Source organism: Pseudomonas sp. GT1P32 (assembly GCF_054897805.1).
The window spans coordinates 4,709,189-4,722,723 of record NZ_CM142704.1; the positions used below are offsets into that span (position 1 = coordinate 4,709,189).

The 13,535-nt window shown below is 59.8% G+C and carries 10 protein-coding genes; 5 read left to right on the top strand and 5 right to left on the bottom strand.

Annotated features, from left to right (window positions below; all coding sequences use genetic code 11):
* Nucleotides 1-77: 77 nt before the first annotated feature.
* The gene (gcvP, locus tag ACYZUC_RS21555) at nucleotides 78-2,951 is read left to right on the top strand and encodes an aminomethyl-transferring glycine dehydrogenase (protein WP_461990248.1); all 2,874 of its coding nucleotides are present in this window, start codon (nucleotides 78-80) and stop codon (nucleotides 2,949-2,951) included.
* 162 nt (nucleotides 2,952-3,113) lie between these two features.
* On the opposite strand, the gene ACYZUC_RS21560 is transcribed toward gcvP, so the two are convergent.
* From ACYZUC_RS21560 to ACYZUC_RS21570, 3 genes are all read right to left on the bottom strand, one after another.
* The gene (locus ACYZUC_RS21560; RefSeq protein WP_461990250.1) at nucleotides 3,114-3,431 is read right to left on the bottom strand and encodes a DUF2388 domain-containing protein; all 318 of its coding nucleotides are present in this window, start codon (nucleotides 3,429-3,431) and stop codon (nucleotides 3,114-3,116) included.
* 75 nt (nucleotides 3,432-3,506) lie between these two features.
* Nucleotides 3,507-5,291: a GspE/PulE family protein gene (locus ACYZUC_RS21565; protein ID WP_461990252.1), complete on the bottom strand. Its 1,785-nt coding sequence runs from the start codon at nucleotides 5,289-5,291 to the stop codon at nucleotides 3,507-3,509.
* Between the two features lie 90 nt (nucleotides 5,292-5,381).
* Entirely contained in the window at nucleotides 5,382-5,720 is a 339-nt protein-coding gene (locus tag ACYZUC_RS21570) for a hypothetical protein (protein ID WP_461990254.1), read from the bottom strand.
* Between the two features lie 126 nt (nucleotides 5,721-5,846).
* Between ACYZUC_RS21570 and ACYZUC_RS21575 the strand changes: the two genes are divergently transcribed.
* Nucleotides 5,847-6,311 (top strand): Lrp/AsnC family transcriptional regulator, encoded by a 465-nt coding sequence (locus ACYZUC_RS21575; RefSeq protein WP_027926471.1) that lies wholly within the window; start codon nucleotides 5,847-5,849, stop codon nucleotides 6,309-6,311.
* Nucleotides 6,312-6,427: 116 nt separating this feature from the next.
* Here the strand turns inward: ACYZUC_RS21575 and ACYZUC_RS21580 are convergent, their stop codons facing one another.
* The gene (locus ACYZUC_RS21580) at nucleotides 6,428-7,795 is read right to left on the bottom strand and encodes a CYTH domain-containing protein (RefSeq protein WP_461990256.1); all 1,368 of its coding nucleotides are present in this window, start codon (nucleotides 7,793-7,795) and stop codon (nucleotides 6,428-6,430) included.
* 156 nt (nucleotides 7,796-7,951) lie between these two features.
* Between ACYZUC_RS21580 and argE the strand changes: the two genes are divergently transcribed.
* Together argE and argA are read left to right on the top strand one after the other, a co-directional pair.
* Nucleotides 7,952-9,121, top strand: a complete 1,170-nt coding sequence (argE, locus tag ACYZUC_RS21585) for an acetylornithine deacetylase (RefSeq protein ID WP_461990258.1) — start codon at nucleotides 7,952-7,954, stop codon at nucleotides 9,119-9,121.
* 266 nt (nucleotides 9,122-9,387) lie between these two features.
* Nucleotides 9,388-10,686: an amino-acid N-acetyltransferase gene (gene argA, locus ACYZUC_RS21590; protein ID WP_008026003.1), complete on the top strand. Its 1,299-nt coding sequence runs from the start codon at nucleotides 9,388-9,390 to the stop codon at nucleotides 10,684-10,686.
* Between the two features lie 87 nt (nucleotides 10,687-10,773).
* On the opposite strand, the gene tauA is transcribed toward argA, so the two are convergent.
* On the bottom strand, nucleotides 10,774-11,763 hold the full coding sequence (gene tauA, locus ACYZUC_RS21595) for a taurine ABC transporter substrate-binding protein (protein WP_461990260.1): 990 nt from the start codon (nucleotides 11,761-11,763) through the stop codon (nucleotides 10,774-10,776).
* A 361-nt stretch (nucleotides 11,764-12,124) separates the two neighbouring features.
* On the opposite strand from tauA, the gene ACYZUC_RS21600 reads away from it, so the two are divergent.
* Entirely contained in the window at nucleotides 12,125-13,459 is a 1,335-nt protein-coding gene (locus ACYZUC_RS21600; RefSeq protein ID WP_461990262.1) for an OprD family outer membrane porin, read from the top strand.
* The last annotated feature ends 76 nt before the right edge of the window (nucleotides 13,460-13,535 follow it).

Sequence of the window (13,535 nt, forward strand, 5' to 3'; positions counted from 1 at the left end):
CATGCCGCGCGCAGGGGAGCTATGCTGGTTTGACCGTGTTGCATCGACGTTGAGCGCCAGTCAAGAGAGAGCCCGTCATGTCCCAGTTGCCGTCCTTGAGCCAGTTACGCGACCCCAATGCCTTCCTTCGCCGCCACCTCGGACCGGATGCCGCCGAGCAGCAAGCGATGCTCGACAGCCTCGGCGTTGGTAGCCGCGTCGAGCTGATCGAGCAGACGGTGCCGCCGGGAATCCGCCTGAACCGGGCGCTTGACCTGCCACCCGCCCTCGACGAACAAGCCGCGTTGGCCAAGCTGCGTGGCTACGCCGAGCAGAACCAGGTCTGGACCAGCCTGATCGGCATGGGCTACCACGGCACGCTGACGCCGACCGTCATTTTGCGCAATGTCCTGGAAAACCCCGGTTGGTACACCGCCTACACGCCGTATCAACCGGAGATCGCCCAAGGTCGGCTCGAAGCACTGCTGAACTTCCAGCAATTGACCATCGACCTCACCGGCCTGGAACTGGCCAATGCCTCGCTGTTGGACGAAGCCACGGCGGCGGCGGAAGCCATGGCCCTGGCCAAGCGTGTCGCCAAGTCCAGGAGCAATCTGTTCTTCGTCGATGAAAACTGTCATCCGCAGACCATCTCCGTGGTGCAGACCCGAGCCGAAGGTTTCGGTTTCGAGCTGATCATCGACGCTGTGGATAACTTGAAACAGCATCAGGTATTCGGCGCGCTGCTGCAGTATCCCGACACCCACGGCGAGATTCGCGATCTGCGTCCGTGGATTGATCACCTGCACGCCCAGCAAGCCCTGGCCTGCGTCGCCACCGATCTGCTGAGCCTGCTGTTGCTGACGCCACCGGGAGAATTGGGCGCCGACGTGGTGTTCGGCTCGTCCCAGCGGTTTGGCGTGCCCATGGGTTACGGCGGCCCCCACGCGGCGTTTTTTGCCAGTCGCGATGAATACAAACGAGCGATTCCGGGGCGAATCATCGGCGTCTCGAAAGACGCGCGTGGCAACATTGCGTTGCGCATGGCCCTGCAAACCCGTGAGCAACACATCCGCCGGGAGAAGGCCAACTCGAACATCTGCACCGCCCAAGTGCTGCTGGCCAATATCGCCAGTTTCTACGCGGTCTACCACGGTCCGGAAGGGCTGAAGCAGATTGCCCAGCGTGTTCACCGGCTGACCTGCATCCTCGCCACGGGTCTGGAGCGCCGTGGCATCACCCGCCTGAACAAACACTTCTTCGACACGTTGACGCTGGAGGTCGGTGGCACTCAAACCGCGATCATCGAAAGCGCGCAGGCCGCGCAGATCAACTTGCGGATTCTGGGGCGCGGGCAATTGGGCCTCAGCCTTGACGAAACCTCTGACGAAAGCACCGTGGCGAAGTTATTTGATGTCTTCCTGGGGGCCGATCACGGGCTCAACGTCGACGAACTGGACGCTGAAACCCTGCCTTCCGGCATTCCTGACGGGCTGCTGCGCACTTCGCCTTACTTGCGTCATCCGGTGTTCAGCGCCCATCACAGCGAAACCGAGATGCTGCGTTACCTCAAGCAATTGGAGAACAAGGACCTGGCGCTCAATCAATCGATGATTCCGCTCGGCTCGTGCACCATGAAGCTCAACGCCACCAGCGAAATGATCCCCATCACCTGGCCGCAATTCGCCAACTTGCATCCCTTTGTGCCGAAAGAGCAGGCGGCCGGTTATACGCTGATGATCGAAGAGCTGGAGCGCTGGCTCTGCGCGATCACCGGTTTCGATGCGATCTGCATGCAGCCCAACTCAGGTGCCCAGGGCGAGTACGCCGGGTTGCTGGCGATTCGTAAATACCACGAGAGTCGGCATCAAGGCGGGCGGGATATCTGCCTGATTCCGTCCTCGGCCCATGGCACCAACCCGGCCTCGGCGCAAATGGCCGGGATGCGGGTGGTGATCGTCGAGTGCGATGAGGCAGGCAACGTCGACCTCGATGACCTGAAAGAAAAAGCGGCGGCTGCCGGAGACAAGCTGGCCTGCCTGATGGCGACGTATCCTTCGACCCACGGCGTGTACGAGGAAGGCATCAGCGAGATCTGTGAAGTTATCCACAGTCACGGCGGTCAGGTGTACATGGATGGCGCCAACCTCAATGCGCAAGTCGGGTTGGCGCGGCCGGCGGACATTGGCGCCGACGTTTCCCATATGAATTTGCACAAGACCTTCTGCATTCCCCACGGCGGTGGCGGGCCCGGCATGGGGCCGATTGGCGTGCGTGCGCACCTGGCGCCGTTCGTGGCCAACCACCCGGTGGTGGCGATTGAAGGCCCGCTACCGGAGAACGGCGCAGTCAGCGCGGCGCCTTGGGGCAGCGCGAGCATTCTGCCGATCAGCTGGATGTACATCGCGATGATGGGGCCGCAACTGGCGGACGCCAGCGAAGTGGCGATCCTCGCCGCGAATTACCTGGCGCAGCATTTGTCGGGTGCGTTCCCGGTGCTTTATACCGGGCGCAACGAGCGTGTGGCCCACGAATGCATCCTTGATCTGCGGCCGCTCAAAGTGCTGACCGGTATCAGCGAAGAGGACGTCGCCAAGCGCCTGATGGACTACGGCTTTCACGCGCCGACCATGTCCTTTCCGGTGCCGGGCACCTTGATGGTCGAGCCGACCGAAAGTGAATCGAAGGCGGAACTGGACCGCTTTATCGGGGCGATGCTGAGTATCCGCGCGGAAATCACCGAGGTGCAAAACGGCAATTGGCCGGCAGAAGACAATCCTCTGAAACGGGCACCGCACACGTTGGCCGACATCACCGGGGTTTGGGAGCGACCGTACACCATCGAACAGGCCGTCACGCCGGACGCGCACACCAAGGCGCATAAGTATTGGCCGGTGGTGAATCGTGTCGATAACGTCTACGGCGACCGGAACCTGTTTTGCGCGTGTGTCCCGGTGGACGACTATCGCTGAAACACACCGCCCCTTGTAGGAGCTGGCTTGCCAGCGATGGAGTGTCAGTCGACATCAATGTGTCTGATACACCATCGCTGGCAAGCCAGCTCCTACAGGGGTTCTGTGTTGGGCAAAAAAAATGCCGCTCATATGAGCGGCATTTTTGTTCAACCGTAAACCTTACTTCGAAGCGACGGCATTCTTCGCCAGGATCGCATTCGCCAGTTCCATATCCGTGGCCTGCAGGCCCGGGTTGTCGGCGCGTACTTTCTGCATCGCGGCTTCCAGGTAAGGGCCGCGAATAGCGCCGTCACTGGCGACAAAGCTGCCGGCGTCGTCCTGGGCGGCGACGATCAGCTTGTGATCCCTGGAGGTCAGGTAGGACGAACCGGTGGTGGCACCGGAAGTAAGGACGTTACGCCAAAAGCTATCGGCCATCGCTGAACCGACTGGAAGGGACAACACGGCGATGGTAGCGACAGCAAGTTTGAAACGCATGATGGGTGACTCCACTGGGTTAACTACGCGGGGTTGGATTGCCAATGACCCTGCCGAGTTCCATCACGGTCGCAGCTACTTCTGCTCACTCTGCGGCGTCACCCGCAGCACCTCCTCGATCGTCGTCAAACCTGCGGCGACTTTCTGAGCGCCCGACAGTCGCAAGCTGCGCATGCCTTCCTTGAAAGCCTGGCGCCGTATCGCCAGCAAGTCGGTGTCGGGGTTGATCAGCGCTTTTAGGCCATCCGTCAGTTGCATGATTTCGTAAACCCCGGCGCGGCCGCGATAGCCGGTATCGCGGCATTCCAGGCAACCGATGGCGCGTTGCGCATTGCCGGGCAACGGCGCTTGCCAGGGTTTGGTCAGGGTTTGCCAGTCTTCTTCACTCAGGGTCAGCGGGGCCTTGCAGTGCGGGCACAACGTACGGACCAGCCGCTGCGCCATGACGCCGAGCACCGTGGCCTTGATCAGGTAATGCGGCACGCCGAGTTCCAGCAGGCGGCTGATGGCGCTGGGCGCGTCATTGGTGTGCAGCGTCGATAGCACCAAGTGGCCGGTGAGCGCGGCCTGAATCGCCATTTCGGCCGTCTCCAGGTCCCGGATCTCGCCGATCATGATGATGTCCGGGTCTTGTCGCATCAGCGCGCGCACACCGGCGGCGAAGGTCAGGTCGATGTTGTGCTGGACCTGCATCTGGTTGAAGGCCGGCTCGACCATCTCGATCGGGTCTTCGATGGTGCAGAGGTTGACCTCCGGCGTCGCCAGTTTTTTCAGCGTGGTGTAGAGCGTGGTGGTCTTGCCCGAACCGGTCGGGCCGGTCACGAGGATGATGCCGTTGGGCTGGCTCGTCATGTCCTGCCAGCGGCGCAGGTCTTCGACTGAAAACCCGAGCTGATCGAAATCCTTGAGCAGCACTTCCGGGTCGAAAATCCGCATGACCATTTTTTCGCCGAACGCCGTCGGCAACGTCGACAGCCGCAGTTCGACTTCGCCGCCATCCGGGGTCTTGGTTTTGACCCGGCCGTCCTGGGGTTTGCGTTTTTCCGCGACGTTCATCCGCCCCAGGCTCTTCAGGCGACTGACAATCGCCATGGTCACCTGCGGCGGGAATTGATAGACGTTGTGTAACACGCCGTCGATGCGAAAGCGCACGGTGCCTTGCTCACGTCGGGGCTCGATGTGGATATCGCTGGCGCGTTGCTGGAAAGCGTACTGGAACAGCCAGTCGACGATATTGACGATGTGCGCGTCGTTGGCGTCCGGCTCCTGATCGCTGGCACCGAGGTTGAGCAACTGTTCGAAGTTGCCCAGGGTGTTGCTCTGCTGGTCGGCGTTGGTCGCGCCGCTGACCGATTTGGCCAGGCGAAAGAATTCCACGCTGAAGCGCTGGATATCCACCGGGTTGGCCACCACCCGTTTGATCGGCAGCTTCAACACATGGGTCAGGTCGGCTTCCCAACCTTTGACGTAAGGCTGGGCGCTGGCCACGGTCACGGCGTCGCGATCGATGGACACCGCGAGAATCTTGTGGCGCTGGGCGAAGGCGTAGGACATCAGCGGCGTAACGGCCGCGACGTTGATTTTCAGCGGATCGATGCGCAGATAGGGCTGACCGGCCTGCTGTGACAGCCACAGGGTCAGGCTTTCCAGATCGAGGTGTTTACCGGGACGGCTGAGGTCGTCCAGTTGTTGGCTGGCGATGAACTCCAGCGGGTGCATCTGGCCATTGGCGGCGTGACGGCGGCGGGCATTCAGTGCGTGCTCGGCCGAGTCCTGGCTGATAAAACCCTGGGCGACCAGCTCGCGCAGCAAATCATTGAGATCCAGCCAGCGGTCCTGAAAGGCAAGTTGAACGGACATGCGGGCTCCTCGTGAACAACAGTTCGCAAAGGATAGTCGCGGACCCGCCGACCGTTGGGCCACTACCCGACGAAGCCGTAACGGGTTTTTTCAGCCCGTCGCCTGAGCGGCTTCAGCCCACGCGGAACCAGACGCTTGCAGGTCCACCGAGCAGACGCTGATCAGGTTACGTAGTTTTTCTGCGATCACTTGAGCGCGGTGCCAGCTCAGTCCTTCCATGACGATGTCGATCGCCAGCAGATCGTCCGTGCGCTGCACGTTGACCTGTTGCGGCGTCAGGAACTGCAGTGCGAACAGGTTGAGTGCCCGACACAGCAGGTCCGGTTCGGCTTCGGCCAGCAGTTGATAGCGCACACGACAATGGGCGTTGCTGGCGTTCCAGGCATCGGCGCGGGTGGGCGGGGTGTTCACGGCTTCAAGATGCGGCATGGTCGGTCTCCAAAATCACTGGAGGAATTTTTACATTCGATGCCGGGCATTTCTTATCTATGATGGGGCTAATTGGCGATTTATCGAATCGTGCTATTCAACAAGACATCGATTACAGGTTTTTCTATGCAAAGCGAGCTGGATGGCTACGACCGCAAGATTCTCGCGTTGCTGCAAGAGGACGCTTCACTCTCCAGCGCGCAGATCGCCGAGCAGGTGGGGCTTTCGCAGTCGCCGTGCTGGCGGCGGATTCAGCGGATGAAGGAGGAGGGGATCATTCGTGGTCAGGTGACGCTGCTGGACCGCAAGAAAATCGGGCTCAACACGCAGATCTTTGCCGAGATCAAACTCAACGCGCATGGGCGTTCGAACTTCACTGAGTTCACCGAGGCGATTCGCGGTTTTCCCGAAGTGCTGGAGTGTTATGTGCTGATGGGGTCGGTGGATTTCTTGTTGCGGATTGTCACGGCGGACATCGAGGCGTATGAGCGGTTTTTCTTTGAGAAGCTGTCGATGGTGCCGGGGATTCAGGAGGTGAACTCGATTGTGGCGTTGTCGGAGATCAAGTCGACGACGAGTTTGCCGGTCTGAGATTTTGTGGTGAATGGGCGGGCCTCTTCGCGGGCAAGCCTCGCTCCTACGGGTTATTGGTCATCTCACGATCACCGCTGAACCTGTAGGAGCGAGGCTTGCCCGCGAAGACGGTTTTACATACGCAGCAGCATTTTCCAGGCACGATTCTGATAAACGGCAATCGCCTGCTGCTTACGCGCATCCAGCAATTCATCGGTGATCGGCTCGTTAGCCAGCAACGCCAACTGTTTCAGCTCGCCGTACAGTCGATCCATTTCCGGGATCTCCAGCACGTTGCGCGCATGGTGCAACCAGGACTGGATGCGCTCGATGCGCGGCAGTTGCTCGGCCAGATCTTCCGGCTGCTGCTGGTAACGCTGCAATTGCAGGGACGTCGCTTCTTCACCGAGCAAGCGCGGCAACCAGCTACCCAGTTGCGCAGCGCCTTGGCGATTGCCACGAACATTACGATCGGCCGCCCAGGTGCGGGCCAGCAACCAGCGCGAGGTGTTCAGCGAGAACAGGCCCCAGCGTGGGTCTTCGAGTTCTTCGAGGAACTGCTCCGGCGCGGCTTTGCGCACGTCTTCGTCGTCCAGACCGGCTTGAACCAGCGGACGCCAGTCTTCAAGCAAGGCATCCAGCGCGAGGCGCAGATCGTGCGTCGATTGACGCGGCGCGGCTTGGCCAAGGCTACTCAGCAGGGCGCGCAATTCAGCGAGGTTTTCGACCCAGTCCTGCAACAGACGCCAGTGGCCATTGAAGCGATATTGCTCGGCCAGGCGCTGGCTGCTGCTCAGCAAGTGCCAGCTCAACGCGGCGAACGCGTCGTCCAGCGGCATTTCGGCGCTGATCTGCGGGGCCGGCAGGCTCAACGAATAGCTGTTGGCGTCGTACAAGCGATAACCGCGTTCGGCCTTGCTGATGTCACACGGCATCAGGGCCAGGGTCGCGGCCAGTTCGGCGGCCAGCTCCAGCAATGCAGCCGGTTCACCTTCGCGCAGTTCCAGTTCCAGCTCGCAAATTTCTTCTTTCTGCTTGCCGACCACCACGTGGCCCAGGTCCAGCGCCGCTTCGATGACCACTTTGGTCTTGCCACGGCCCCAGGCGATTTCAGCGCGTTCGCGGACGAAATCGGTGGTGAAGATCGGCTTCAGGGTTTTCTTGTCCAGCTCGGCCAGCTCTTCAGGCCAGCATTCGCCGTCGAGTTTCTTCACGTCGAGCTTGGCTTTGGGCAGGTTCCAGTCGTATTCGTTACGCTCGGACAAACCGGCGACGCTCTGGCCACGGGTCTTGAGGGTCTGAATGACTTCTTCGCCGTCCTTGCGCAGGCGCAGGGCAACCTTGGCGCGGGCCAGGTCGCGCTCAGGCGTGTCGAAGTACTGGTTCATCAGTTCACGGCGTTCCCAGCCACTTTTGTTGCGTTTTTTCAGGAGCGGGTGCTCGCGCAGTGCGGCGAGGGTTTCGCGGCTGACGCGGAGTTTGATTTCAGTTTCTTTCTGCATGGCCGGAAAATCCAGGATCGGGAGCGCAGCCGGGGGAATGTGTGGCTGCCAAGGTCGTGCAGTGTACAGCACTGCTCAGACCTACGCGCCGCGACGGTTTATTCCTGTCACCGGATGGCTCTATGATGGACTTCAATTCGGGAGTTGGAGTCAGCGATGCCGTTGCCGTCGATGAAAGATCAGTTCGCTGCGCTGATTGCCGCACCATCGGTCAGTTGCACTCAGGCCAGCCTCGATCAGACCAACCGTCCGGTGATCGATTTGCTGGCGACGTGGCTCGGTGATCTGGGTTTTGCCTGCGATATCCAGCAGGTCAGCCCCGGCAAATTCAACCTGCTGGCCAGTTTTGGTTCCGGCCCCGGCGGTCTGGTGCTCGCCGGGCATAGCGACACGGTGCCGTTCGATGGCGCGTTGTGGCAGACCGATCCGCTGAAGCTGACCGAAGTCGATGGCCGCTGGGTCGGGCTGGGCAGTTGCGACATGAAAGGCTTTTTTGCCCTCGCCATCGAAGCCGTCCTGCCGTTGCTCAACCAGCCGTTCAAACAGCCGTTGCTGATCCTCGCCACCTGCGACGAAGAAAGCTCGATGTCCGGCGCGCGTGCCTTGGCCGAAGCAGGACGCCCGTTGGGCCGAGCGGCGGTGATCGGCGAGCCGACCGGGCTCAAGCCGATCCGCATGCACAAAGGCATCATGATGGAGCGCATCGACATTCTCGGTCAGAGCGGCCATTCCTCCGATCCGCGACTGGGTCATAGCGCCCTCGAAGCCATGCACGATGCGATTGGCGAATTGCGCGGCCTGCGCCTGCTGTGGCAACGTGAATTCCGCAATCCGCAGTTCGGCGTGCCGACTCCTACCATGAACTTCGGCTGCATCCATGGCGGGGATAACCCCAACCGGATTTGCGGTCAGTGCTCACTGGAGTTCGACCTGCGTCCGTTGCCGGGCATGGACCCCAAGGTGTTGCGCGCGGAGATTCTGCAGAAACTCCAGCCGGTTGCCGAGCGCCATCAGGTGAAGATCGATTACGCGCCGCTGTTCCCTGAGGTGCCGCCCTTCGAGCAGGCCGAAGACGCCGAATTGGTCCGCATCGCGGAACAGCTCACCGGTCATCGCGCCGAAGCAGTGGCGTTCGGGACGGAAGCGCCTTATCTTCAACGCCTTGGCTGCGAAACGCTGGTGCTGGGCCCGGGTGACATCGCTTGTGCTCACCAACCGGGGGAATACCTCGAAATGTCACGTTTGCAGCCTACCGTGCATCTATTACGGCAGTTGATTGAACATTACTGCCTGACACCGGCCCAAACGCCGATGTCGGTTGGTTGAACACCATCCATGTGGGAGCGAGCCTGCTCGCGATAGCGATCTTTCATTCAACATCCATGTTGACTGGTCTGGCCTCATCGCGAGCAGGCTCGCTCCCACAGGGTCTGTGTCATGACCGACAAAGTGTATAAATTGCCGATGTTTAAACCCGTATTCATGAGGAGAGCGCGCGTGTCGCCAAGCCTGTTCCGACGATAACCATCAGCCCGCTGTGCGTTTTCTGTTTCGCCCATTTTTTGGCTGCTATTTATTACAGGCCCAGGTTCATGCCCGAATACGTTAATTGGCTTCGTCACGCTTCGCCTTACATCAATGCCCACCGCGATTGCACCTTCGTCGTCATGCTGCCCGGCGACGGCGTGGAGCACCCCAACTTCGGCAACATCGTCCACGACCTGGTGCTGTTGCACAGCCTCGGCGTGCGACTGGTGCTGGTTCACGGTTCCCGTCCACAAATTGAAACCCGTCTCGCTGCTCGCGGCCTGACCCCGCATTACCACCACGGCATGCGCATCACCGATGCCGCGACGCTGGAGTGTGTGATCGATGCGGTCGGCCAGTTGCGTATCGCCATCGAAGCGCGCCTGTCCATGGACATGGCCTCGTCGCCGATGCAGGGCTCGCGCCTGCGGGTGGCCAGCGGCAACCTGGTGACCGCCCGGCCGATCGGCGTGCTCGAAGGTGTCGACTATCACCACACCGGCGAAGTGCGCCGGGTTGACCGCAAAGGCATCAATCGTCTGCTGGACGAGCGCTCCATCGTACTGCTGTCGCCGTTGGGCTACTCGCCGACCGGTGAGATTTTCAACCTCGCTTGCGAAGACGTCGCCACCCGCGCGGCCATCGACCTGGGGGCCGATAAATTGTTGCTGTTCGGTGCGGACCTGGGCTTGATCGATGAAAACGGTCGTCTGGTGCGCGAGTTGCGCCCGCAACAAGTGCCGGCGCATTTGCAACGTCTGGGCAGCAACTATCAGGCGGAACTGCTGGATGCGGCGGCTGAAGCCTGCCGTGGCGGCGTGGCGCGCAGCCATATCGTCAGTTACGCCGAAGACGGCGCGCTGCTGACCGAACTGTTCACCCGTGACGGTGGCGGTACGCTGGTGGCACAGGAGCAATTCGAGGTTGTGCGTGAAGCCGCGATTGAAGACGTTGGCGGTCTGCTGGATTTGATCAGCCCGCTGGAAGAGCAGGGGATTCTGGTGCGACGTTCGCGCGAAGTGCTGGAGCGTGAGATCGAGCAGTTCAGCGTGGTCGAGCGCGAAGGCATGATCATCGCTTGCGCGGCGCTGTATCAGATTGCTGATTCGGATGCCGGGGAGTTGGCGTGTCTGGCGGTGAACCCGGAATACCGTCATGGCGGTCGCGGGGATGAGCTGCTGGAGCGGATCGAAACCCGTGCCCGGGCTCAGGGGTTGAAGACGCTGTTTGTCCTCACGACCCGTACGGCTCACTGGTTCCGCGAGCGCGGGTTTGTGCCAAGCAGCGTCGAGCGCCTGCCGTCGGCGCGGGCGTCTCTGTACAACTATCAGCGCAATTCGAAGATCTTCGAAAAAACCTTGTAACCGTGTTGTTCCTATCGCCAGGCCGGCTCCTACGGAATCCTGTAGGAGCCGGCTTGCTGGCGATCGGTTGCAAAGCAACCGCCAAAATTACTCAACGACAAATTTCGCACTGACATACGGCGAATAGTCCGGCAGCACCGTCTCAACCTTGCCTTGTTCCTTCAAGAACTTCGCCGTCTCACCAATCGCCTTCGCCGTGCCGCCCTCCAGCAGCGCGGTGGTTTGTTGCGCCTTGGCATCCGGGAATGCAGAACCTGCCAGCAACTCCGGCACATCGGCGGCATTGGCACCGGTCAGTTTGGCGATTTTCTGTACCGGCACCGAATCGGCAGTCCAGCTGTCTTTATGTGCCGCATAGTCGGCGAACGAGTCCAGCGTCACCTTGGCGAACTTGGCGACGACGTCCGGATGTTTCTCGGCGTAATCCTTGCGCGCCACCCACACTTCAAAAGTCGGCGCGCCCCACTGACCTACCTGTGCGGCGTCAGTCAACGTCTTGCCAGTCTTGCGAATTTCCCCCAGAGCGGGCGACCAGACGAACGCACCGTCGATGTCTCCACGCTTCCAGGCGGCAGCGATTTCCGCCGGTTGCAGGTTCACCACTTTGACTTTCGAGGCGTCCAGGCCCCAGTGCTTCAAGGCACCGAGCAAGCTGTAGTGAGAGGTTGAAACGAACGGTGTGGCGATGGTCTTGCCGATCAGATCTTCCGGTTTATCGATGCCGCTGCCGTTGCGCACCACCAACGCTTCGGCGGCGTTGATCTGGGCAGAAACGATAAACGCGACAATCGGCAGATTGCGCGAGGCGGCCGCGGCCAGTGGGCTTGAGCCGAGGTTGCCAATCTGTACGTCGCCCGAGGCGATGGCGGTTACTACTTCCGGCCCACTGTTGAAACGACGCCAGTCAATTTTTTGGCCAATGGTTTTCTCGTAGAGTCCATCCGCCTGGGGGACTTTGCTGGGGTCAATGCCGGTTTGATAACCCACGGTGAGGTTCGCAGCATGGGCAGAAAAAGAAAATAATACCGATACACAAACTGTAACAATTGGGTTGGATAGTGCGCGCTTGGTCGTCATGGCGTAGGCCTTATCGATAGGAATTATTGCGGAATTGCTTCCAAACCTAATCGATCTAAAAAACGCCTAATAAATACCATTTAGGAATTAGCTTATGAGCTGGCCGCTCTAGTCCGCAGGGCAGCAAACGGTGAGCTAAATTCCTAAACGGTATGAGAAAAGAATCCAGCTATTCTTTTCAGGTTTATGACGAAATCATGACCCTGCACGGACCAAAAACCGGGGATTAGACCATGGTCGTAGACACACATGGTTACGATTGACTTGTGGGTCACGCTCTGGCGCTAATCGCGCATCTTAGGACTTGGGACATTGATTCCGGGCCAGGAATACAAGAATTAGAGACGAGAGGAGTTTAACAATGAACAAGTCCACCTTGGCGCTGGCCGTGGCCGTAGGGGTTATGGCGCAGCAGGCAGGCGCCGCCGGTTTCATCGAAGACAGCAAGGCTTCCGTAAGTTCGCGCACCTATTATTTCGACGCCGATGTCCGTGAAGGCGCCAAGATTCCAGCTAACCGTCAGCGAGAAGCCGCTCAAGGCCTCAAGTTCGATTACCAGTCGGGCTTCACCCAAGGTGTCGTAGGTTTCGGTATCGATGCCCAGGCATTGGTCGGTATCCATCTGGACGGCGGCAAGGGCCATCACCCGGACAACAACTCCTTCAGCCCTAGCGATTCCGATGGTTCGGCAGAGAGTTCGTGGAGCCGCGTGGCGGGCAACGTCAAGGCACGCTTCTCGAAGACAGAGGCCCACTACGGTGGTGCCCTGCAGCCAAACATGCCGATCCTGATCGCGAACGACAGTCGCGTACTGCCGCAAACCTTTGAAGGTGGCACCATCACCTCGAAGGAAATCGACAACGTGACCTTCAACGTAGGTCAGCTGGAGCACGCGACGGGTCGCGCGTCCAGCAACAGCACTGGCCTGTCTGTGGCTGGCGCTACTCAGGACAGCAATCAGTTCCGTTATGCCGGTGCTGACTGGAAAGTCACCAAAGACCTGATGCTGCAGTACTACTACGCGAACCTGGAAGACTTCTACAAGCAGAACTTCCTCGGCCTGGTGCACGTCTACCCGATCGCACCCAACCAGTCGTTCAAGACCGATCTTCGTTATTTCGACAGCAGCTCCGACGGCAAGAACGGTCAGGCTGGCTACCAATTCAGCAACAACGGTGGTTTCGCCAAGAACAAGGGCGAGGTCGATAACAAGACCTGGAGTGCCACGTTCACCTACACCCTGGGCGGCAACGCGTTCCTGCTCGGGCATCAGCGTGTCAACGATGACGGCGGCTTCGTCTTCTTGAACCAGGGCAACGTTGTCGATGGCAACGGTCGCAACGAAGGCGGTGGCGGCGCCAGCTTCTACTCGTTCACCGATGCCACTGTGGGCAGCTTTATCCGTGCCGGTGAAAACACCACGTACGGTCAGTACACCTATGACTTCGCGTCTTTGGGTGTGCCAGGCTTGAAAGCTTCGGCTGGTTACTTGTATGGCCGGGATATCAAGACCGTCAGCGGCTCGGGTGAAGACCTGAACGAGCGGGAAACCGACCTGCGCGTAGACTATGTGATTCAAACCGGTCCACTTAAAGGGTTTGGCACGACGGTGCGTCACGGTGCTTATCGTGGCAACACCAACGCTGACCAAGACCAGACCCGTCTGATCTTCAACTACACCTACAGCTTCCTGTAACAGGATTCGCAAAAAAGCCTCGCCGTTTGGCGGGGTTTTTTTTGCGTTTTTTCTCATATTCTAATTAGGCATTACT

What these genes read in the sequence shown, in the direction of transcription:
- argA (WP_008026003.1), top strand. Translation starts at nt 9,388, where the DNA reads ATGCCCGAATACGTTAATTGGCTTCGTCACGCTTCGCCTTACATCAAT.
- ACYZUC_RS21560 (WP_461990250.1), bottom strand. Translation starts at nt 3,431, where the DNA reads ATGCGTTTCAAACTTGCTGTCGCTACCATCGCCGTGTTGTCCCTTCCA.
- ACYZUC_RS21600 (WP_461990262.1), top strand. Translation starts at nt 12,125, where the DNA reads ATGAACAAGTCCACCTTGGCGCTGGCCGTGGCCGTAGGGGTTATGGCG.
- tauA (WP_461990260.1), bottom strand. Translation starts at nt 11,763, where the DNA reads ATGACGACCAAGCGCGCACTATCCAACCCAATTGTTACAGTTTGTGTA.
- ACYZUC_RS21565 (WP_461990252.1), bottom strand. Translation starts at nt 5,291, where the DNA reads ATGTCCGTTCAACTTGCCTTTCAGGACCGCTGGCTGGATCTCAATGAT.
- ACYZUC_RS21575 (WP_027926471.1), top strand. Translation starts at nt 5,847, where the DNA reads ATGCAAAGCGAGCTGGATGGCTACGACCGCAAGATTCTCGCGTTGCTG.
- ACYZUC_RS21580 (WP_461990256.1), bottom strand. Translation starts at nt 7,795, where the DNA reads ATGCAGAAAGAAACTGAAATCAAACTCCGCGTCAGCCGCGAAACCCTC.
- ACYZUC_RS21570 (WP_461990254.1), bottom strand. Translation starts at nt 5,720, where the DNA reads ATGCCGCATCTTGAAGCCGTGAACACCCCGCCCACCCGCGCCGATGCC.
- argE (WP_461990258.1), top strand. Translation starts at nt 7,952, where the DNA reads ATGCCGTTGCCGTCGATGAAAGATCAGTTCGCTGCGCTGATTGCCGCA.
- gcvP (WP_461990248.1), top strand. Translation starts at nt 78, where the DNA reads ATGTCCCAGTTGCCGTCCTTGAGCCAGTTACGCGACCCCAATGCCTTC.